We start from the raw sequence: 21,445 nt of genomic DNA on the forward strand, positions 1-21,445 counted from the left end.
AAGCCGTGCCGCCTGCTCGGGCGGCACGACCCATGCCTTACAGCATCGAGGGCAGGACCTGATCCGGCGGCCGGTGGCCGTCGGCGAAGGTCTTGATGTTCAGGATCACCTTCTCGCCCATCTCGATCCGTCCCTCGAGCGTGGCCGAGCCCATGTGCGGCAAGAGCACCACGTTCGGCAGTTCGCGCAGCCGCGGGTTGATCTCGTGCCCGTGCTCGAACACGTCGAGCCCGGCGCCCGCGATCTCGCCGGCGCGCAGACCGCGCGTCAGGGCGTTCTCGTCGATCACCTCGCCGCGCGAGGTGTTCACGATCACCGCGGTGGACTTGAGCAACTTCAGCCGGCGGGCGTTCAGCAGATGGAAGGTCGAGGGCGTATGCGGGCAATTGACCGAGATGATGTCCATCCGCGTGACCATCTGGTCTAGGCTTTCCCACCAGGTCGCGCCGAGTTCCTCCTCGATCTCGGGGCGGACGCGCTTGCGGTTGTGGTAATGCACCTGCATCCCGAAGGCCTTCGCGCGCCGCGCCACCGCCTGCCCGATCCGCCCCATGCCGAGGATCCCGAGCCGCCGGCCCCGGAGCCGTCCGCCCAGATGCGCCATCGGCGACCAGCCCGCCCAGTTGCCCGACTGCATCTCGGCGAGCCCTTCGGGGATGCGCCGGGTGACGGCGAGGATCAGCGCCAGGGTCATGTCGGCCGTGTCCTCGGCCACCACATCGGGCGTGTTCGAGACGAGGATGCCGCGCTGCCGGGCGGTGGCCACATCGATGTGATCCACGCCCGCGCCATAGTTCGCGATCAGCTTCAGCCTGGGGCTTGCCTGCGCCAGCATGGTGGCGTCGATCTCGTCGTTGAGACAGGTCACGAGCACATCCGCGCGCCCCATCGCCTCGACCAGGTCATCCCGCGACATCTTCGTGTCCGGGTCGCGGAGCTGCACGTCGAAAAGCTCCTTCAGGCGGGTCTCGACCACGTCCGGCAGGCGTCGCGTGACGACAACAGTAAGGCGTTCCACGGGCATTCTCTGTCTCCCCTGCACTTCCAAATCCGGACATGTGGTGGCAAGGTGCCGCCAAGCGGGGCGCGGCACAAGCCCCGGCAGAGGCAGGACGGCGCGGCATGACGGCATGGCTGCGTGAAAGGCGGAAAAGAGCGATGGGACGCATGATCAAGGCGCTCGCGTTGGCGCTGGCGCTTGCCACCGGCGCCACGGCACAGGAAGCCGACGTTCCCGCGGACGATCCCGCTGGCTTCGCCTCGGCGGCCCAGGCGGCAGCGGTCGCCGGTGTCGGCCCGGTCACGAGCCTTCCCCTGCCGCGCTATGTCTCGCTGAAGACCTCCGAAGGCAACGCGCGCCGCGGGCCGGGCCTGACGCATCGGATCGACTGGGTCTTCACCCGCGCGGGAATGCCTCTCCGCGTGACGGCGGAATACGAGCACTGGCGCCGCGTCGAGGATTTCGAGGGCGCCGGGGGCTGGGTGCATTACTCGCTGCTGTCGGGGGTGCGCAGCGCAATGGTCGTGGCCGAAATGGCGGATCTGCATGAGGATCCGGCCAGCGGATCGACCGTCACGGTCCATGTCCAGCGGGGCGTGGTGGTCCGGCTGCTGTCCTGCATCCGCGACTGGTGCCGCGTCAGCGCCGAGGGCAACCGCGGCTGGGTGATCAAGACGGCGCTCTGGGGCGTGGATCCGGCCGAAATCCTCGAGTAACGGCCCGGCCCATCCGGCCGGACGACCTGCCGGCACCTCAGACTCTCGGACGGGCTTCGGACGCGCCCTCCCCGGCAGCGCCCGATGGCGCGCGGGAATGGCCGCGCCGTCGATCGGGCGCAAGGCGGGCATGGCCAAGCAGGATCACATCCACAGGCCCGACGCTTCCGCGACCGCTCCGGCCGCAGTCCCGTGGGCACGAGGCAGAACGCATCCCCTTTGCCAAAGACGGAACGGACAAAATGAGAAAGGGGGCCCGAAGGCCCCCTTCCCTGTCGGCTCTGCGGTGCAGAGGCTTACATCATGCCGTCCATGCCGCCCATGCCGCCCATGCCGCCGGCCGGAGCCGACTTCGGCTCGGGCTTGTCGGCGATCATGGCTTCGGTGGTGATCAGCAGCGAGGCGACCGAGGCCGCGTCTTCCAGAGCGGTGCGAACCACCTTGGCCGGGTCGATCACGCCGAACTTGAACATGTCGCCATATTCTTCGGTCTGGGCGTTGAAGCCGAAGGCCTTGTCGTCGGACTCGCGGACCTTGCCGGCCACGACCGAGCCGTCCACGCCCGCGTTCTGGGCGATCTGGCGCAGCGGAGCTTCCAGCGCGCGGCGCACGATGGTGATGCCGGCGTTCTGGTCCGGGTTCTCGCCGGTCAGCCCGTCGAGGACCTTGCCCGCCTGGATCAGGGCGACGCCGCCACCGACCACGATGCCTTCCTGAACGGCCGCGCGGGTCGCGTTCAGGGCGTCATCGACGCGGTCCTTGCGCTCTTTCACTTCGACTTCGGTCATGCCGCCGACGCGGATGACGGCCACGCCGCCCGCCAGCTTGGCCACACGCTCCTGCAGCTTCTCGCGGTCGTAGTCCGAGGTGGTCTCTTCGATCTGGGTGCGGATCTGCGACACGCGGGCTTCGATCTCGGCCTTTTCGCCGGCACCGTCCACGATGGTCGTGTTGTCCTTGTTGATCGAGACCTTCTTGGCGCGGCCGAGCATGTCGATGGTGACATTCTCGAGCTTCATGCCGAGGTCTTCCGAGATCACCTGACCACCGGTCAGGATCGCGATGTCCTGCAGCATGGCCTTGCGGCGATCGCCGAAGCCCGGAGCCTTGACGGCGGCGATCTTCAGGCCGCCACGCAGCTTGTTGACCACGAGGGTCGCGAGGGCCTCACCTTCCACGTCCTCGGCCACGATCAGCAGCGGACGCTGGGCCTGAATCACCGACTCGAGCAGCGGGACCATCGGCTGCAGCGACGAGAGCTTCTTCTCGTGCAGCAGGATGAACACGTCTTCCAGCTCGGCCGTCATCTTGTCGGCGTTGGTGACGAAGTAGGGCGAGAGGTAGCCGCGGTCGAACTGCATGCCTTCGACGACTTCGACTTCGGTCTCGAGGCCCTTGTTCTCCTCGACGGTGATGACACCCTCGTTGCCGACCTTCTGCATCGCGTCGGCGATGAAGCGGCCGATCTGGGCTTCGCCGTTGGCCGAGATGGTGCCGACCTGGGCGACTTCATGCTGGTCGTTGACCGGACGCGAGGCGGCCTTGATCGACTCCACGACCTTCGCAGTGGCGAGGTCGATGCCGCGCTTGAGGTCCATCGGGTTCATGCCGGCGGCCACGGCCTTGAGGCCTTCCTTGATGATGGCCTGGGCGAGAACGGTGGCGGTGGTGGTGCCGTCGCCCGCCTCGTCGTTGGTGCGGGAAGCGACTTCCTTCACCATCTGGGCGCCCATGTTCTCGAACTTGTCGGAGAGTTCGATCTCCTTGGCGACCGACACACCGTCCTTGGTGATGCGCGGCGCGCCGAACGACTTGTCGATCACGACGTTGCGGCCTTTCGGGCCCAGCGTGACCTTCACGGCATCGGCGAGGATGTTCACGCCGCGCAGCATGCGGTCGCGGGCATCGGTATCGAACTTGACGTCCTTGGCAGCCATGTTGTTGCTCCTGTTTGTCTGGTTGATGCGATCGTCTCGACGCGGCTCGAAGCCCCCTGGGCCAAGCCGCGGTCAGCTCGGGATCAGCTGAGGATGCCGAGGATGTCGCTTTCCTTCATGATGAGCAGTTCCGCACCGTCGATGGTGACCTCGGTGCCCGACCATTTGCCGAACAGCACGCGGTCGCCCGCCTTCACCGACATGGCGATCAGCTCGCCCGAGTCCTTGCGGGCGCCTTCGCCGCAGGCCACGACTTCGCCTTCCGCCGGCTTTTCCTTGGCGGTGTCGGGGATGATCAGACCGCCCTTGGTCTTTTCGTCGCTCTGGACGCGGCGGACCAGCACACGGTCATGCAGCGGTTTGAAAGCCATCTGAGAACACTCCCTAGGTTCCAGGTTAAATCCGGTTAGCACTCAGCATCAGCGAGTGCCAACGCCGCGAGAGATAGGAAAGGCTCACGCGGCTGTCAACGGGGAGGATGCGTCAAAATGCACGCGCGGCCTTGGCGCGGCGGGCACGGCGTGCCACCCTTGGCGTGCCCTCCAAAGGATAAGGTGCATGGCGCGTCTCACGAAGTTTCTCTGTGTTTTCTTCCTTCTCTCGGCCCCGGCGGCGCAGGCCGCCTGCACCGGAACCGACCTGATCGCGGCCCTGCCGTCCGAGGCGCGCGAGCGCGTCGAGGCCGAGGCCGCCGCCCAGCCCTACGCCACGGGCAACTTCTGGCGCGCCACGCGCGACGGGCGGCAGGTCGTGATCGCGGGCACCTACCACCTGGCGGACCCCCGGCACGCCGCCAGTCTCGAGCGGCTGCGGCCGCTGATCGCGGAGGCCTCGGCGCTGCTGGTCGAGGCGGGCCCCGAAGAGGAAGCCCGGCTGAAGGAGGCGATGGCGCGCGATCCGTCTCTGATGATCTCGGACGGGCCCACCCTGCCCGAGGTGCTGAGCGAAGAGGAATGGCAGACCCTGTCGGACGCGCTGCGCGCCCGCGGCGTTCCCCCGGTGCTCGCCTCGAAGTTCCAGCCCTGGTATGTCTCGATGACGCTCGCCTTGCCGCCCTGCGCCGTCGAGGCGGCCAAAAACCCCGACGGGCTCGACAGGCTCGCCATGCGCGCGGCCGAGGATGCGGGGGTGCCGGTTCGGTCGCTCGAGCCCTGGAACACGGTCTTCGACCTCTTTGCCGAACTGACGCCGGAAGAGCAGCTGGCCATGATTCGGACGGCGCTGCCGCTCGAGGATCGGGTCGAGGATCTCGCCGTGACGCTGGCCGACCGCTACTTTGCCGGTCAATCGCGCCTGGTCTGGGAATACATGCGGATCGAGGCGCACGACATGCCCGGCTACACGCCCGAGGCGGCGGATGCCGAATTCGCGCGGATGGAGCAGACGCTGATCAGCCGGCGCAACCACGGCTGGCTGCCGGTGATCGAAGAGGCCGCGACCAAGGGCCCGGTGGTGGTTGCGGTGGGCGCCCTGCACCTGCCGGGGCAGGAGGGCGTGCTGGAACTGCTGGACCGGGCGGGCTACCGGATCGAGCCGCTCGGCTGATCCTGTCGTCGGGGCGGCCGCAGGCGGAGCGCCACCCCGACAGCCTTGGGGATCACCCGCGGCCGGGCGCGCCGAAGAGGCTGGTGAAGACAGCCGCGGGCTTGAGCGAGCGGCTCAGCTCGGCCAGGACGAGTTCGTAGGGCAGGTGAGAGCGCGGGTCGCGCATGGCAAGCTCCTTGGGTCTGCGGTCGCGGCGCCGAGCCGCCTGATGCCGCACGAGTCGCGGCCTGACGCGGACGATGCGCCGATCAGGGACGGCCCACAATTTCCCTGTCGTCGCACCCGCGGTGCCGCAGGTGGAGGACCCGGCCCGTTCCGCGGGGCCTGCGATCCGGCGGACACGATCAGACGCTCTTCCGGCGCGGTGCGAGCGCGACACCCGCCCTCATGCCGCATCGCAGCACAGACCCCGCCGCGGGCGTGACAAGAGGTCTCGCGGCTTCTATAAGGCCGCCAACCTCATCCGCATCGGGAAACATCATGATCAAGGTTTTCGGCCACAAGTCCCCCGACACCGACTCGACCGGCTCGGCCATCATCTGGGCCTGGTACCTCACGGAGGTCAAAGGCACGCCGGCCCGGCCCGTCCTGCTCGGCGAGCCGAACACCGAGGCCGCCTTCGTGCTGCGCCACTGGGGCCTCGACAAGCCCGAGATCATCTCGGACGTGACCGCCGAGGACAGCTGCGTGGTCGTGGACACCAACAACCCGGCCGAGCTGCCCCCCTCGATCAACGAGGCGAAGGTCGTGGGCATCATCGACCACCACCTGCTCGTCGGCGGGATCAAGACCAAGGCTCCGATCGACATCACGATCCGGCCGCTGGCCTGCACCGCGACCATCATGCACGATCTGATGGGCGAGGACCTCGCCCGCGCCCCGCGCGAGATCAAGGGCGCGATGCTGTCCTGCATCCTGTCCGACACGCTGGAGTTCCGCTCGCCCACCACGACGCCGCATGACCGCGCCGTGGCCGAAACGCTGGCGGCCGATCTCGGCGTGGACATCCCCGCCTTCGCGGCGGAGCTGTTCGCCGCCAAGTCCGACGTCTCGGCCTTCTCCGACGCCGAGCTTCTTCGCATGGACTCGAAGGAATACGAGATCGAGGGCAAGCAGTTCCGCATCTCGGTTCTGGAAACCACGGCGCCGCAGGTGCTGCTCGACCGCAAGGACAGCCTGATGGCCTCGATGCCGGGCGTCGCCGCCGAGGATGGCGCCGATCAGGTCGTGCTCTTCATCGTCGATATCCTGCGCGAAGAGGCGACTCTGCTCGTGCCGAACAATCTCGTGAAAGAGCTGGCCGAGAAGAGCTTCGGCGCGACCGTCTCCGGCGATACGGTGGTGCTGCCCGGCGTCATGAGCCGCAAGAAGCAGATCATCCCCGTCCTCAAGCTCTGACCCGTCCGGCGGCCACCGGACGCGCTTCGGTGGCCCCTCCTCGACAGAGGCGTGGGGCGCCCCATCTTCCGCAGGTCGGCCCCGTCCGTCCTCCGCTACCGGCCGATTGCGCCGATCAGAAAGGCCTTCCGATGACCCGCATCATCGCCTCGCTCTCCGAGGTATCGGCAAGTTACAGCGCCCTCTTCTGCGACCTCTGGGGCTGCCTGCACGATGGCAAGCGCCCGTTCGGCGAGGCGGTCGAGGCCTTGCGCGCCTTCCGGGCCAAGGGCGGCACCGTGGTGCTGCTGACCAACGCGCCGCGGCCCAAGCCCTCGATCGTCCGCCAGCTCGAGACGCTGGGCGTGCCCGCCGACTGCTATGACGAGGTCACCTCGTCGGGCGATGCGGCGCAATATGCGCTGATCACCGGGGCCGTCGGGCGTCGCGTCCATCACCTCGGCCCGCCGAAGGACGACAGCTTCTTCACCGAACTCTCGCCCGACCTGCAGAAGGTGGCCGCGACCGAGGCGCCGATCGTGAAGGTGCCGCTTGCGGAGGCCGAGGGCATCGTCTGCACCGGCCTCTTCGACGATCTGACCGAGACGCCCGAGGACTACCGGGCGACCCTTCTCTACGCCAAGACCCAGGGGCTGAAGCTGCTCTGCGCGAACCCCGACATCGTGGTGGATTACGGGCACAAGCGGATCTACTGCGCGGGCGCCATCGCCGCGGCCTACGATGAGATGGGCGGCCAGAGCCTCTATTTCGGCAAGCCCCATCCGCCGATCTACGATCTGGCGCGGCGCCGGCTCGAGGCGATCCGCCCCGGCGTGCCCGCTGACGAGATCCTGTGCGTGGGCGACGGGATCACGACCGACATCCGCGGCGCCGTGGCCGAAGGGCTCGATTCGCTCTTCATCACCGGGGGCCTCGCTGCGGACATCTTCGGCGAGAACGGCGAGCGGCTCGAGCAGCCCCGCCTCGATGACTGGCTGGCCAAGGCCGAGCTTTCTCCGCCGCTCGCCATATCCCGCCTGCGCTGAACCCACGCCACCCGGCGCGTCCGCCGGCCGCAGGTGTCCCTGCGGCCCCTGTTTGCGTGCAGCGGCGGCGACGTCGTCGAGCCGGCTGCAATCCTGACGTTGCGGCAATATTCTTGCGCCTTTAGTCGCAAGTCGGAACTTATGTTGCCGGTGCGTCTTGTGCTGCAATGCAGCGGAAGCTAGGTTCGCGGCACCAGTCAAGGGATTCGCAGGATGCTCGACAACATGCCCCGCGGGACGATCTGCATCGAAGACCTCGAGATCGGCATGAGCCGACATCTCCGCAAGGAAGTCACCGATCGTGACATCGAGCTGTTCGCCGAGGTCTCGACCGACCGGAACCCCGTGCATCTCGACGACGACTATGCCCGCGACACGATCTTCGAGGGGCGCATCGCCCACGGGATGCTGACCGCCGGCCTGATCTCGGCCGTCATCGGCGAGCAGCTTCCGGGCCATGGCACCGTCTATCTCGGCCAGTCGCTGAAGTTCCTTGCCCCGGTGCGTCCGGGCGACACGGTGCTTGCGGAAGTGACCGTCACCGCGATCGACCATGCCAAGCGCCGGGTTACGCTTGAAACCCGCTGTCTGGTGGGCAATACCACCGTCCTGAAGGGCGAGGCGCTGGTGCTGGCGCCGAGCCGGAAATTCGACTGACGGCGGGGTCCCCGCCCGCGGGGACCGATGCGCATCTACAATCACTGGCAAGGACTCGAGGCTTCGGACCGGGGCGCCTCGATCGCGATGGGCAATTTCGACGGGGTCCATCTCGGCCATCAGCATGTCATCGACCTGGCCCGCGGGCGCGGGCCCCTGGGCATCGTCACCTTCGAGCCCCACCCGCGCGAGGTCTTTGCCCCCGATGCGCCCCCCTTCCGGCTGATGAACGCCGGGGCGCGGGCGAACCGGCTCGCCAAGCTCGGGATCGAGCGGCTCTACGAGCTGCCCTTCACCCGCGACCTTGCCGCGCTTACGCCGGAAGAGTTCGCGCGCGATGTGCTGGCGAACGGTCTGGGCGTGGCCCATGTGGTCGTGGGCGCCGACTTCTGCTTCGGCAAGGGCCGGTCCGGCACGACCGCGGACCTCGTGGACCTCGGGCGTCGGCACGGCTTTGACGTCACCATCGCGGATCTGCTGAAGGTCGAGCATCTCGAGATCTCCTCGACCGCGATCCGCACGGCGCTCAGCGAGGGCAGGCCGCGGGATGCGGCCGCCATGCTCGGCCACTGGCACCGGATCGAGGGAGAGGTGCTGCACGGTGACAAGCGGGGGCGCGACCTCGGCTATCCGACGGCCAACATGTCGGTAAGCGGGCTGCATCTGCCCCGGCTCGGGGTCTATGCGGTGAAGGTGGACGTGCTGACCGGGCCAGAGAAGGGCAGCTACGCCGGCGCCGCAAGTCTGGGCGTCCGGCCGATGTTCGGCACCAACCGCCCCAATCTGGAAAGCCACCTGTTCGATTTCTCGGGCGATCTTTACGGCCAGCACCTCTCGGTGGCCTTCGTGGACTATCTGCGCCCCGAGATGGTCTTCGACGACCTGCCCGGCCTGGTCGCACAGATGGATGCCGATTGCGCGCGCGCCCGAGACATCGTCGGCAGCTGACCCCTTCCCTTTCGGCGCGCGAGCGCGCATCTAGCGGCGATGACCAAGCCCCCTGCCCTCCGCGCGCGATTCTGGGAGCGCGTGCCCCTCGACCGGATGACGCCCGCCGAATGGGAGGCGCTCTGCGACGGCTGCGGCAAGTGCTGCCTGAACAAGATCGAGTTCGAGGACACAGGCGAGGTGGCCTTCACCCGCATCGCCTGCCGGCTTCTCGACGGCGACAGCTGCCGCTGCTCGAACTACGAGATCCGCCGCCAGTTCGTGCCCGACTGCGTGCAGCTCTCGCCCGCGACGCTTCCGAAGATCGCCTACTGGATGCCGCGCACTTGCGCCTACCGGCTGCTTCACGAGGGCAAGCCCCTGCCCGGCTGGCACCATCTGCTGACCGGAGACCCCAACTCGGTCCATGACGCGGGCGCCTCGGTCCAGGGCTGGACGGTGCCCGAGTTCGAGGTCGAGGAGGAGGACTGGGAAGACCACATCATCGAGGAAACGCCCTGATGTTCTTTGCCTCGGACAATGGCTCGGCCGTCGCGCCGGAGGTGCTGGCCGCGCTGGCGGCCGATCCGGGGCCGGCGATGCCCTATGGTGCGGACCCGGTGACGGCGGAGGTCACCGCCATGATCCGAACCCTCTTCGAGGCGCCCGAGGCCGAGGTCGCGCTGGTCACCAGCGGCACGGCCGCCAACGCGCTGGCACTCGCCACCCTCAGCCCGCCCTGGGGCGCGATCTTCTGCCGCGAGGAGGCCCATATCGAGGCGGACGAGTGCAACGCCGCCGAGTTCTTCTCCGGCGGAGGAAAACTCGTCACCCTGCCCGGCGAGCAGGGCAAGCTCGCTCCCGAGACGCTGGCCGCCGCTCTGGCCCGTTTCGCACCGGGCGATCTGCATGCGGCACGGCCCGCCGCCCTGTCGCTGACGAATGTGACCGAGCTTGGCACCCTGTACCGCCCGGCCGAGATCGCGGCCCTCACCGCCGTGGCGCGGACGCGGGGCCTCGGCTGCCACCTCGACGGGGCGCGCTTTGCCAATGCGCTGGTGGCGGCCGATGCCTCTCCGGCCGAGATGAGCTGGCGGGCGGGCATCGACATCCTGTCGCTGGGTGGCACCAAGAACGGGCTGATGGGGGTCGAGGCGGTGGTGGTCTTCGACCCCGCCCGGGCCGACGAACTGCGCATCCGGCGCAAGCGTGCGGGACATCTGATGTCGAAGCACCGCTATCTCGCGCTGCAGATGCGGGCCTGTCTGGCCGACGGGCTGTGGCTGCGGCTCGCCCGCCACGCCAATGCGGCGGCGGCCCGGCTGGCGGAGGGGCTGGCGGCCCTGCCCGACGTGCGCCTCGTGGCCCCGGCCGAGGCCAACCTGATCTTCGCCGAGCTGCCCCAGCCCCTCGCCCACCGCGCCCGCGCCGCCGGTGCCGTGTTCTACGACATGGGCGGCAAGGGGAACCGCGTGCGGGTGCGGCTCGTCTGTTCCTGGAACACGTCCGACGCCGAGGTCGATGCCTTCGTCGCGGCCCTCGCCTGAACCTGTCCTGGCCGCTCTCGTTCTGAGCGGACGGCAATTCGGAACGGCGCTTTCGGTGCGGTTTCCAAGCCCCCGGACCGATGCTAGAGGGGGGGCACAGTCACGAATCCGCGCTCCTGCGACCTCCTCGAGGAATATCCGATGCCAGCCATGAACGAGCCGAAGCTGATCTCCGGCAATGCCAACCTCACGCTTGCGAAATCCATCGCGCGGCGGATGTCGGTTCATCGCGGCATGGCGGTCTCGCTGGTCGATGCGCGGGTCGAACGGTTCAACGATCAGGAGATCTTCGTCGAGGTTTACGAGAACGTCCGCGGCGAGGACATGTATGTGATCCAGCCGACCTCGAACCCGGCCAACGACAACCTGATGGAACTGCTGATCATCGCCGACGCGCTGCGTCGGTCGTCGGCGGACCGGATCACCGCGGTGATCCCCTACTTCGGCTATGCCCGGCAGGACCGCCGCGCCAAGGCCCGGACGCCGATCTCGGCCAAGCTGGTGGCGAACCTGATCGTCGAGGCCGGGATCGACCGCGTGCTGACGCTGGACCTGCACGCGGCCCAGATCCAGGGCTTCTTCGACATTCCGGTGGACAACCTCTATTCCGCGCCGATCTTCGCGCTGGACATCGAGCATCACTTCAAGGGCCAGATGCAGGATCTGATGGTGGTCTCGCCCGACGTCGGCGGCGTGGCCCGCGCGCGCGAGATCGCCAAGCGGATCAATGCGCCGCTCGCCATCGTGGACAAGCGCCGCGAGAAGCCGGGCGAGATCGCCGAGATGACGGTGATCGGCAATGTGGCCGGCAAGAAATGCATCATCGTCGATGACATCTGCGACACGGCCGGCACGCTCTGCAAGGCGGCCGAAGTGCTGATCGAGAATGGCGCACTCGAGGTCCATTCCTACATCACCCACGGCGTCCTCTCCGGTCCCGCGGTCGAGCGCGTGACCAATTCGGTCATGAAGAGCCTTGTCATCACCGACTCGATCGAACCTTCGGCCGCCGTCCGCGGCGCACCAAACATCCGCATCGTGCCCACGGCGCCGATCTTCGCCCAGGCGATCCTGAACATCTGGAGCGGCACCTCGGTCTCGTCCCTGTTCGAGACCGAGACGCTCGTCCCCATCTACGAAGGCATGTATCAGCGCGGCTGATCCCTGCGGGGCGGCGTGCGGCCGATCTCCTCATACGGCTGCCGGAGGTCCTCCTCCGGCAGCCTTTCGATTCCGGCCCGGACGTTGTCGAGGGTGGCGCTTGCCGAGACCCGACCGTCCGGGACCACAACGAAAAAGGCCCCGGAAATCCGGGGCCTTTTCCTTATCTGGACCGGGGTCAGTGACCGGCCGAGGCTCTCAGCGCCAACATGTCGTTCAGCGTGCGCTCGGCCATGTCCTTGTCCTCGGGCAGAGCGACCGAGACCAGTTCCCGCGCTTCGGCGATGAACTCGTCGAGCACCGTGCCGGTCAGTTCCTCGACCGCGACGGCCTTCTCGGCCAGGACCGAGATCGAGGTCGCGTTGATCTCGGCGAAACCGCCGGTCACCGCGTAGGCCTGCACGCCCGAAGGCCCTTGGGCCCGCAGGATGCCGGGGCGCAGGGTGGTGATGGTGGGGGCATGCCCCTCCATCGCCGTCATGTCGCCGTCGGTCCCCGGGACCTGCACCTCGGTCGCGGCGAAGGAGGCAAGCCTCCGTTCGGGCGACACGAGGTCGAATTGCAGCGTTCCCGCCATGTTGCCCCCTTACGCCGCCTGCGCCGCGAGACGCTGGGCCTTGGCGATTACGTCTTCGATGTCGCCGACCATGTAGAAGGCGGCTTCCGGCAGGTGGTCATACTCACCGTTCACCACGGCCTTGAAGGAGGCGATGGTTTTCTCGAGCGGGACCTGAACCCCGTCCGAACCGGTGAAGACCTTCGCCACGTCGAACGGCTGCGAGAGGAAACGCTGGATTTTCCGGGCGCGGGCCACGGTCAGCTTGTCCTCTTCCGACAGTTCGTCCATGCCGAGGATCGCGATGATGTCCTGCAGCGACTTGTAGCGCTGGAGGATCCCCTGCACGGCGCGCGCCACGTTGTAGTGCTCTTCGCCGACGATCTGCGGGTCAAGGATCCGCGAGGTCGAGTCGAGCGGGTCCACGGCCGGGTAGATGCCGAGTTCCGAGATCGCACGCGACAGCACGGTCGTGGCGTCGAGGTGGGCGAACGAGGTGGCCGGAGCCGGGTCGGTGAGGTCGTCGGCCGGCACGTAGATCGCCTGCACCGAGGTGATCGAGCCGGCTTTCGTCGAGGTGATGCGCTCCTGCAGCGCGCCCATGTCGGTGGCGAGCGTCGGCTGGTAGCCCACGGCCGAAGGAATACGGCCAAGAAGCGCCGACACTTCCGAACCCGCCTGGGTGAAGCGGAAGATGTTGTCCACGAAGAACAGCACGTCCGTGCCCGACTGGTCGCGGAACTGCTCGGCGAGCGTGAGGCCCGTCAGCGCCACGCGGGCACGCGCCCCCGGAGGCTCGTTCATCTGGCCGTAGACCAGCGCCACCTTCGATTCCGACAGGTTGTCGATCTTGATAACCCCGGAGTCGATCATCTCGTGGTAGAGGTCGTTCCCTTCACGGGTCCGCTCGCCCACGCCGGCGAACACGGAGTAGCCCGAGTGCACCTTGGCGATGTTGTTGATCAGTTCCATGATCAGAACGGTCTTGCCCACGCCGGCGCCGCCGAAGAGGCCGATCTTGCCGCCCTTCGAGTAGGGGGCCAGGAGGTCGATCACCTTGATGCCGGTGACGAGGATTTCCGAGGTCGTGGACTGCTCGGCGAAGGTCGGCGCCGGCTGGTGGATCGCACGCGTCGAGTCGCCCGAAACGGGGCCCTTCTCGTCGATCGGCTCGCCGATCACGTTCAGGATGCGGCCAAGGGTCGCGTCCCCCACCGGCACCGAGATCGGGCCGCCGAGGTCGGTCACGGGGGCGCCGCGCACGAGCCCTTCGGTCGCGTCCATGGCGATGGTCCGCACGGTGTTCTCGCCGAGGTGCTGGGCCACTTCGAGAACCAGCCGCTTGTCGTTGTTCACCGTTTCGAGCGCGTTCAGGATGGCCGGAAGGCCGCCGTCGAACTGAACGTCCACGACGGCGCCGATGACCTGCGTCACCTTGCCTTGGGATGCTGTTGCCATGTCGTATCTCCGTCGGATCAGAGCGCCTCGGCGCCCGAGATGATTTCAATGAGCTCTTTGGTGATCGCAGCCTGACGCGACCGGTTGTACTGGATGGTCAACCGGTTGATCATGTCGCCGGCGTTGCGGGTCGCGTTGTCCATCGCCGACATCCGGGCACCCTGCTCGGAGGCGCCGTTCTCGAGCAGAGCCGTGAAGATCTGCGTGGCCACGCCCCGCGGCAGGAGGTCGGCAAGAACGCCTTCCTCGGACGGTTCGTAGTCGTAGAGCGAGCTGACCTCGCCCTCGCCCTCGAACACGGCGGGGATCACCTGCTGCGCGGTCGGGATCTGGCTGATCACCGACTGGAAGCGGGCGAAGAAGATCGTCGCCACGTCGAACTCGCCCTTGTCGAAGCGGTCGAGCACGTCACGGGCGATGCCCTGCGCCACCGGATAGCCCATGCGCTTGACCTCGGAGAGGTCCACATGGCCGATGAAGTGCTGGCCGAGGTCGCGGCGAAGCTGCTCACGCCCCTTCTTGCCGACGGTGAGGATCTTCACCGTCTTGCCCTCGGCGAGCAGCTTCGCCGCATGCGCCCGGGCAAGCCGGACGATCGACGAGTTGAAGCCGCCGCAGAGGCCGCGCTCGGCGGTCATCACCACCAGAAGCTGCACCTTGTCGCTGCCGGTCCCCGCAAGGAGACGCGGCGCGCTTTCCGAAGAGCCGACGGAGCCCGCGAGGCCCGTCATGACGGCGGTCATCCGCTCGGCAAAGGGACGGGCGGCCTCGGCAGCCTCCTGGGCGCGGCGAAGCTTGGCCGCCGCGACCATCTGCATGGCCTTGGTGATCTTCCGCGTGTTCTTGACGCTTCCGATCCTGTTCTTCAGGTCCTTGAGGCTGGGCATCCGTTATCTCCCTGCCCCGCCCTCAGGCGAAGTCTTTGGCGTAGGTGTCGAGCGCGGCGCGGATCTTGTCTTCCAGCTCACCCTTGACCTTGCGGTCGTTGTTGGTGATGTCCGCCAGCAGATCGCGGGCGTTGGTGCGCAGGTGCTTGAGCAGGCCCTGCTCCCAGCGGCCGACGTCCTTGACCGGAACCTTGTCGAGGTAGCCCTTGGTGCCGGCGAAGATCACGCAGACGATCTCGGCATTGGTCAGCGGCGCATATTGCGGCTGCTTCATCAGCTCGGTCAGGCGGGCGCCACGGTTCAGCAGCTGCTGGGTGGCGGCGTCGAGGTCCGAACCGAACTGGGCGAAGGCCGCCATCTCGCGATATTGCGCCAGTTCCAGCTTCACCGGGCCCGCGACCGACTTCATCGCGTCGGTCTGGGCCGAGGAGCCCACGCGCGACACCGACAGACCGGTGTTCACGGCGGGGCGGATGCCCTGGTAGAACAGTTCGGTTTCAAGGAAGATCTGGCCGTCGGTGATCGAGATCACGTTGGTCGGGATGAAGGCCGACACGTCGCCGCCTTGCGTCTCGATGATCGGCAGCGCGGTCAGCGAGCCCGAGCCATGCTCCTTGTTCAGCTTGGCCGAACGCTCGAGCAGGCGCGAGTGGAGGTAGAACACGTCGCCCGGGTAGGCTTCGCGCCCCGGCGGACGGCGGAGCAGCAGCGACATCTGGCGGTAGGCGACGGCCTGCTTCGAGAGGTCATCGTAGATGATCAGCGCGTGGCGGCCGTTGTCGCGGAAATATTCCGCCATCGCGGTCGCGGCGTAGGGCGCGAGGAACTGCATCGGCGCCGGGTCCGAGGCGGTCGCGGCCACGACGAGCGTGTAGGCGATGGCGCCGGTCTCTTCCAGCTTCTTCACCAGCTGCGCGACGGTCGAACGCTTCTGGCCGATCGCGACATAGATGCAGTAGAGCTTCTTGCTCTCGTCGTCGCCGGCGGCTTCGTTGTAGCTCTTCTGGTTCAGGATCGTGTCGAGCGCGATCGCGGTCTTGCCGGTCTGGCGGTCACCGATGATCAGCTCGCGCTGGCCGCGGCCGATCGGGATCATGGCGTCGACCGACTTGAGGCCGGTCGCCATCGGCTCGTGCACGCCTTTCCGCGGGATGATGCCCGGGGCCTTCACGTCGGCCACGCGACGCTCGGTCGCCGCGATCGGACCCTTGCCGTCAATCGGGTTGCCGAGGCCATCGACCACGCGGCCCAGCAGCGCGTCGCCGGCCGGCACGTCCACGATGGACTTGGTGCGCTTGACAGTGTCGCCTTCCTTGATCGAGCGGTCGTCGCCGAAGATCACGACGCCGACGTTGTCAACCTCGAGGTTGAGCGCCATGCCGCGGATCCCGCCGGGGAACTCCACCATCTCGCCGGCCTGCACGTTGTCGAGGCCATGAACGCGGGCAATCCCGTCGCCCACCGAGAGAACGCGCCCCACTTCGGCGACTTCGGCAGCCTGGCCGAAGTTCTTGATCTGCTCCTTGAGGATCGCAGAGATCTCAGCAGCTTGGATACCCATTTATCCGACCTCTTTCATTGCATTCTGGAGAGCTGCGAGCCGCGCCTTGACCGAGGTGTCGATCATGGAGGAACCCAGCTTGACGACAAGACCGCCGATGAGGCTTTCATCAACGGTGGTTTTCAGTTTGACATCCTTGCCCGCGCGGGCCTTCAGCGTGGCGGCGAGGCGGGCGGCCTGCTCGGGGCTGAGCGGCGCGGCGGCGGTCACCTCCGCAGTGATCTCGCCCTTTTCCGTCGCGATGCGGTTCTGCACGTCGGCCACCATCTGGGGCAGCACGAAGAGGCGGCGCTTGGAGCCCATGAGGGCGAGCGTGTTCGAGGTCAGGGACGAGAGGCCCATCTTCGAGGCGATCGCGGCGATGGCCTTCTGCTGATCCTCGCGCGCATAGACCGGAGAGGTGGCGAGATCCCGCAGATCCGCACTCTCGGCCCAGGCGGCGCCGAGGGCGTCCATATCCTTCTCGAGTGCGGGCAGGGCACCCTCGTCCTTCGCCAGTTCGAAGACGGCGGCGGCGTAGCGCGCGGCGATGCCAGAGGAAATCGAAGCCGGTTCGGACACGTCAACCCTTTCGATATCTTGGCCCCGGAAGCGGGTTTTGCGTCCCGCAGGCCAGAGGCACTGTGTGGCGCGAAGGATCTTTCCCGCGCGTCTCAAGTTTCGCGGCGGGTGTAGCAGAGGACTTGCAGCCTCGCAACCACGAAGGTCAGCCCTCCGGCGACGGGGCGAAGCCTTTGTTTCCTTGGCGCTCCGTGGCCTCCCCCGCCTTTCGCACGATGCCTGCGGAAAGGGCTTTCAAGGTCGCTTTCTGTCATGCGACGAGATGACCGGCGCTGGTGCCGCTAACATCGGAATCGTGGTGCCGCTAACATCCGTCGCCGCAGGGTCCCGACGGGCCCGAAGTGCGGCTTGCGGGCGCAGGCAGCGGCTGCGGAATGCCCTCCAGCGCGCGCAGCGGATTGGTGACGACGGACTTGAGCCCGGAGCGCGTCGGCGCATACATCTGCTTGGAGGCCTCGACGATCAGCACCCCTCCCACCAGCCAGGGCGCGAAGCGCCGCCCCCCCGTCTCCCAGAAGTCGGCCGTCTTGAGCCAGAACCGCTGGTGAAGCGGCGGCGCAAAGAGCGCGGCCAGCGTGCGTTCGGGCGTGAAGTCGTGCCGCTTCAGCTGCGTCTCGAGCTGGTTGAACGAATAGGGCCGGCCGAAGCCGAAGGGCGTGCCGTCCCGGCGCGCCCAGAGCCCCGAGCGCGACGGCACGATGAAGAGCGCCTTTCCGCCGGGCCCCAGCACGCGCCAGGCTTCCGCCAGGACCTCGGACGGGTGCTCGGACGTTTCCAGCCCGTGCAGCATCACCAGCTTGTCCACCATCCCGGTCGAGAGCGGCCAGGAGCCCTCGTCGCAGAGCACCGAGACGTTCCCCATCCCCACCGGCCAGGGCATCACGCCCTGGGGTCCGGGCATCAGGGCAATGACCCGGCGGGCCTGCTCGAGATACGGTCGCAGGAGCGGCACCGAAAAGCCGAAGCCCGCCACCGTCTGGCCCTTGGCATCGGGCCAGAGCTTCTGGACCTGATCCCGCACGGCGCGTTGCGCAACCCGTCCGAGTGGTGTCCTGTAGTAGAAGCTGTGCAGGTCGAGCACGTCGAGATGCATTGCGGGCAAGCCTTGTCCGGGCAGAGGTCAGGGCCACACTACTAAGGAAAGGGAGAAGAAACCATGCCGCTCGAACTGGTAACGGTGCCCTGCCTCAGCGACAATTACGCCTTCCTCGTCCATGATGGGGCGAGCGGAGAGACCGCCGTCGTGGACGTGCCCGAGGCCGGGCCGGTGATGGCGGCCCTCGCGGAGCGGAACTGGCACCTGACGCAGATCCTCCTCACCCACCACCACGGCGATCATGTGGCGGGAGTGGCGGCGCTGCGCGAGGCCACCGGCGCCCGGGTCGCGGGCGCGGCGGCCGACGCCTACCGCCTGCCACCCCTCGACCTCGCGCTGGCCGAGGGCGACAGGGTGCGCATCGGCTCCGAGGACGGCACGGTTCTGGAGGTGCCCGGCCACACGGTCGGGCATATCGCCTTTCACTTCGCGGACTCCGGCCTTGCCTTCACCGGGGACAGTTTGATGGCGATGGGCTGCGGGCGGCTCTTCGAGGGCACGCCCCGGATGATGTGGCAGAGCCTGCGCAAACTTTCGGCACTGCCCGCCGACACGCTGATCTGCTCGGGCCATGAATATACGCAGGCAAATGCCCGCTTTGCCTGCACCCTTGAACCCGAGAATCCGGTGCTTATCTTTCGGGTCGGATCCATCGCTGCGGCCCGAAAAGAGGGTCGTCCCACCGTTCCCTCACAACTTTCCGATGAAATCGCGACCAATCCCTTCCTTCGGGCGGGAGAAGCCGCACTGAAGGCTGCCGTTGGCATGGCCGATGCAGAAGATGCCGAGGTTTTCGCCGAAATCCGAAGGCGGAAGGATAATTTCTGATGCGTCCGCGAAGGGACGATCACTTTTTGCGAGGAGGCTGTCAGAAAGCAGAACTTGTCCGAAATAACACTTGAAGGGCGGCAAAGAAAACCGAACTTTAAACTTACGAGGCCAAGGTCCGAGGAGCTGATGCCCCTTCGACCCGCAGGACAGGAGCACCCGATCGTGCCATCTTTTTCGACCACTCTCGAGCAAGCCATCCACGGCGCTCTGGCGCTTGCGAATGCCCGCCGTCATGAACTCGCCACGCTGGAGCATCTGCTTCTGGCGCTGATCGACGAGCCCGACGCCTCGCGCGTGATGAAGGCCTGTTCGGTCGATCTTGACGAATTGCGCAAGACGCTTGTCGATTTCATCGACGACGACCTGTCCACCCTCGTCACCACCGTCGAAGGGTCCGAGGCCGTGCCGACGGCCGCCTTCCAGCGCGTGATCCAGCGCGCCGCCATCCATGTGCAGTCCTCCGGCCGGACCGAGGTGACGGGCGCCAATGTGCTGGTCGCCATCTTCGCCGAACGGGAGTCGAACGCCGCCTATTTCCTGCAGGAGCAGGACATGACCCGCTACGACGCGGTCAACTTCATCGCGCATGGCGTGGCGAAGGACCCGTCCTATGGCGAGCCCCGCCCCGTCAGCGGCGCGGAGGAGCATCATGAGACCCCTAAGGCTGAAGCTGGCGAAGCGAAGGAGTCTGCGTTGTCCAAATATTGCGTTGACCTGAACGTCAAGGCCCGCAAGGGCGACGTGGACCCGCTGATCGGCCGCGAGCTTGAGGTCGAACGCTGCATCCAGGTGCTCTGCCGCCGCCGGAAGAACAACCCGCTGCTGGTGGGCGATCCGGGCGTCGGCAAGACCGCCATCGCCGAGGGCCTCGCGCGCAAGATCGTCAACGGCGAGACGCCTGACATCCTCGCCCGCGCCACGATCTTCTCGCTCGACATGGGCGCACTGCTGGCCGGCACCCGCTACCGCGGCGACTTCGAAGAGCGGCTGAAGGCCGTGGTGAAGGAGATGGAGGATCATCCCGACGCCATCCTCTTCATCGACGAGATCCACACGGTGATCGGCGCCGGCGCCACCTCCGGCGGGGCGATGGACGCCTCGAACCTGCTCAAGCCCGCGCTGCAGGGCGGCAAGCTGCGCTGCATGGGCTCGACCACCTACAAGGAGTATCGCCAGCATTTCGAGAAGGACCGTGCGCTGTCGCGGCGCTTCCAGAAGATCGACGTGAACGAGCCCTCGGTCGAGGATACGGTTAAGATCCTGATGGGTCTGAAACCCTATTTCGAGGAGCATCACGACCTGCGCTACACGCAGGATGCGATCCGCTCGGCGGTGGAACTCTCGGCGCGCTACATTCATGACCGCAAGCTGCCCGACAAGGCGATCGACGTGATCGACGAGGCTGGCGCGGCCCAGCATCTGCTGGCCGACAGCAAGCGCCGCAAGACCATCGGTCCGCGCGAGATCGAGGCCGTGGTGGCCAAGATCGCCCGCATCCCCCCGAAGAGCGTCTCGAAGGACGATGCCGAGGTGCTGCGCGATCTGGAAAAGACGCTCAAGCGGGTGGTCTTCGGGCAGGACAAGGCGATCGAGGCGCTGTCCTCGGCGATCAAGCTGGCTCGGGCGGGCCTGCGCGAGCCCGAGAAGCCGATTGGCAACTATCTCTTCGCCGGCCCCACCGGCGTTGGCAAGACCGAGGTCGCCAAGCAGCTCGCCTCGATTCTCGGCGTCGAACTGCTGCGCTTCGACATGTCGGAATATATGGAGAAGCACGCGGTCTCGCGCCTCATCGGCGCGCCTCCGGGCTATGTCGGCTTCGACCAGGGCGGGATGCTGACCGACGGCGTGGACCAGCATCCGCATTGCGTGCTGCTGCTCGACGAGATCGAGAAGGCTCACCCGGATGTCTACAACATCCTGCTGCAGGTGATGGACCACGGCAAGCTCACCGACCACAACGGCCGGTCGGTGGATTTCCGCAACGTGATCCTGATCATGACCTCGAACGCGGGGGCGGCGGAACTGGCGAAGTCGGCCATCGGCTTCGGCCGCGACCGGCGCGAGGGCGAGGATACGGCCGCGATCGAGCGGACCTTCACGCCCGAGTTCCGCAACCGCCTCGACGCCGTCATCTCCTTCGCCCCGCTCGGCAAGGAGATCATCCTGCAGGTGGTCGAGAAGTTCGTCCTCCAGCTCGAGGCGCAGCTGATGGACCGCGGCGTTCATATCGAGCTGTCGCCGGAGGCCGCCGCCTGGCTGGGCGACAAGGGCTACGACGACAAGATGGGCGCGCGACCGCTGGGCCGCGTGATCCAGGAAAACATCAAGAAGCCGCTGGCCGAGGAACTTCTGTTCGGCCGGCTGGTGAAGGGCGGGCTGGTCAAGGTGGGCGTCAAGGACGGCACGATCGATCTCAGGATCGAAGAGCCGAAACCGCGCCTGACGGGCTCCAAGCCGCCGCTGCTGACGGCGGACTGATCGACGGTCTCTCCGGGCCGAAGACGGGTGCAAAGGGCGGGGGAAACCCCGCCCTTCTGCGTGATCCGGCCTCACTCCTCATCCGTCGGGGTTTCGCGCGGCCG

The 21,445-nt window shown here is 67.1% G+C and carries 20 protein-coding genes; 11 read left to right on the top strand and 9 right to left on the bottom strand.

Annotation, left to right across the window (positions count from 1 at the left end; translation table 11 throughout):
• Positions 1–37 precede the first annotated feature (37 nt).
• Positions 38–1,024 carry a 2-hydroxyacid dehydrogenase gene (locus LV780_RS09840; RefSeq protein ID WP_108220398.1) on the bottom strand — a complete coding sequence of 329 codons (987 nt, stop codon included), beginning with the start codon at positions 1,022–1,024 and terminating at the stop codon, positions 38–40.
• A gap of 98 nt (positions 1,025–1,122) precedes the next feature.
• On the opposite strand from LV780_RS09840, the gene LV780_RS09845 reads away from it, so the two are divergent.
• The gene (locus LV780_RS09845; protein ID WP_011909149.1) at positions 1,123–1,716 is read left to right on the top strand and encodes an SH3 domain-containing protein; all 594 of its coding nucleotides are present in this window, start codon (positions 1,123–1,125) and stop codon (positions 1,714–1,716) included.
• A 296-nt stretch (positions 1,717–2,012) separates the two neighbouring features.
• On the opposite strand, the gene groL is transcribed toward LV780_RS09845, so the two are convergent.
• Together groL and LV780_RS09855 are read right to left on the bottom strand one after the other, a co-directional pair.
• Positions 2,013–3,653 (bottom strand): chaperonin GroEL, encoded by a 1,641-nt coding sequence (groL, locus tag LV780_RS09850; protein WP_011909150.1) that lies wholly within the window; start codon positions 3,651–3,653, stop codon positions 2,013–2,015.
• A gap of 83 nt (positions 3,654–3,736) precedes the next feature.
• Complete coding sequence (locus LV780_RS09855) at positions 3,737–4,024, bottom strand: co-chaperone GroES (RefSeq protein WP_011909151.1); 288 nt, start codon at positions 4,022–4,024, stop codon at positions 3,737–3,739.
• Between the two features lie 187 nt (positions 4,025–4,211).
• On the opposite strand from LV780_RS09855, the gene LV780_RS09860 reads away from it, so the two are divergent.
• The 8 genes from LV780_RS09860 (at position 4,212) to LV780_RS09895 (ending at position 11,913) form a co-directional block, all read left to right on the top strand.
• Positions 4,212–5,198 (top strand): TraB/GumN family protein, encoded by a 987-nt coding sequence (locus LV780_RS09860; protein ID WP_108220397.1) that lies wholly within the window; start codon positions 4,212–4,214, stop codon positions 5,196–5,198.
• A 480-nt stretch (positions 5,199–5,678) separates the two neighbouring features.
• Positions 5,679–6,596: a manganese-dependent inorganic pyrophosphatase gene (locus LV780_RS09865; RefSeq protein ID WP_101341080.1), complete on the top strand. Its 918-nt coding sequence runs from the start codon at positions 5,679–5,681 to the stop codon at positions 6,594–6,596.
• Positions 6,597–6,727: 131 nt separating this feature from the next.
• Positions 6,728–7,621 (top strand): TIGR01459 family HAD-type hydrolase, encoded by an 894-nt coding sequence (locus tag LV780_RS09870; RefSeq protein WP_011909155.1) that lies wholly within the window; start codon positions 6,728–6,730, stop codon positions 7,619–7,621.
• 213 nt (positions 7,622–7,834) lie between these two features.
• The gene (locus LV780_RS09875) at positions 7,835–8,278 is read left to right on the top strand and encodes a MaoC family dehydratase (protein WP_101341079.1); all 444 of its coding nucleotides are present in this window, start codon (positions 7,835–7,837) and stop codon (positions 8,276–8,278) included.
• A 27-nt stretch (positions 8,279–8,305) separates the two neighbouring features.
• Positions 8,306–9,226, top strand: coding sequence for a bifunctional riboflavin kinase/FAD synthetase (locus LV780_RS09880; RefSeq protein WP_011909157.1), 921 nt, complete (start codon positions 8,306–8,308; stop codon positions 9,224–9,226).
• Positions 9,227–9,265: 39 nt separating this feature from the next.
• A complete protein-coding gene (locus LV780_RS09885; protein WP_011909158.1) occupies positions 9,266–9,727 on the top strand; it encodes a YcgN family cysteine cluster protein in 462 nt (153 codons plus the stop codon).
• A complete protein-coding gene (locus LV780_RS09890) occupies positions 9,727–10,752 on the top strand; it encodes a threonine aldolase family protein (protein WP_108220396.1) in 1,026 nt (341 codons plus the stop codon). The genes LV780_RS09885 and LV780_RS09890 overlap by 1 nt, the downstream gene beginning before the upstream one ends.
• A gap of 141 nt (positions 10,753–10,893) precedes the next feature.
• A complete protein-coding gene (locus LV780_RS09895) occupies positions 10,894–11,913 on the top strand; it encodes a ribose-phosphate pyrophosphokinase (RefSeq protein ID WP_011909160.1) in 1,020 nt (339 codons plus the stop codon).
• Between the two features lie 178 nt (positions 11,914–12,091).
• Here the strand turns inward: LV780_RS09895 and LV780_RS09900 are convergent, their stop codons facing one another.
• From LV780_RS09900 to LV780_RS09925, 6 genes are all read right to left on the bottom strand, one after another.
• The gene (locus LV780_RS09900) at positions 12,092–12,490 is read right to left on the bottom strand and encodes a F0F1 ATP synthase subunit epsilon (protein WP_011909161.1); all 399 of its coding nucleotides are present in this window, start codon (positions 12,488–12,490) and stop codon (positions 12,092–12,094) included.
• 9 nt (positions 12,491–12,499) lie between these two features.
• Positions 12,500–13,927, bottom strand: a complete 1,428-nt coding sequence (gene atpD, locus LV780_RS09905; protein ID WP_011909162.1) for a F0F1 ATP synthase subunit beta — start codon at positions 13,925–13,927, stop codon at positions 12,500–12,502.
• Positions 13,928–13,944: 17 nt separating this feature from the next.
• Positions 13,945–14,814, bottom strand: a complete 870-nt coding sequence (locus tag LV780_RS09910) for a F0F1 ATP synthase subunit gamma (RefSeq protein WP_108220395.1) — start codon at positions 14,812–14,814, stop codon at positions 13,945–13,947.
• 22 nt (positions 14,815–14,836) lie between these two features.
• A complete protein-coding gene (atpA, locus tag LV780_RS09915; protein WP_108220394.1) occupies positions 14,837–16,375 on the bottom strand; it encodes a F0F1 ATP synthase subunit alpha in 1,539 nt (512 codons plus the stop codon).
• Positions 16,376–16,936 carry a F0F1 ATP synthase subunit delta gene (locus LV780_RS09920; RefSeq protein ID WP_108220393.1) on the bottom strand — a complete coding sequence of 187 codons (561 nt, stop codon included), beginning with the start codon at positions 16,934–16,936 and terminating at the stop codon, positions 16,376–16,378.
• Positions 16,937–17,240: 304 nt separating this feature from the next.
• On the bottom strand, positions 17,241–18,029 hold the full coding sequence (locus tag LV780_RS09925; protein WP_011909166.1) for a class I SAM-dependent methyltransferase: 789 nt from the start codon (positions 18,027–18,029) through the stop codon (positions 17,241–17,243).
• Positions 18,030–18,092: 63 nt separating this feature from the next.
• Here LV780_RS09925 and gloB point away from each other — a divergent pair, with 63 nt between their 5' ends.
• Both gloB and clpA read left to right on the top strand, forming a co-directional pair.
• Complete coding sequence (gene gloB / locus LV780_RS09930; protein ID WP_108220392.1) at positions 18,093–18,860, top strand: hydroxyacylglutathione hydrolase; 768 nt, start codon at positions 18,093–18,095, stop codon at positions 18,858–18,860.
• A 165-nt stretch (positions 18,861–19,025) separates the two neighbouring features.
• Positions 19,026–21,341, top strand: a complete 2,316-nt coding sequence (gene clpA, locus LV780_RS09935) for an ATP-dependent Clp protease ATP-binding subunit ClpA (RefSeq protein ID WP_044248217.1) — start codon at positions 19,026–19,028, stop codon at positions 21,339–21,341.
• Positions 21,342–21,445: the final 104 nt, after the last annotated feature.

This window comes from Cereibacter azotoformans (assembly GCF_021391315.1).
GTDB classification, from domain to species: Bacteria; Pseudomonadota; Alphaproteobacteria; order Rhodobacterales; family Rhodobacteraceae; genus Cereibacter_A; species Cereibacter_A azotoformans.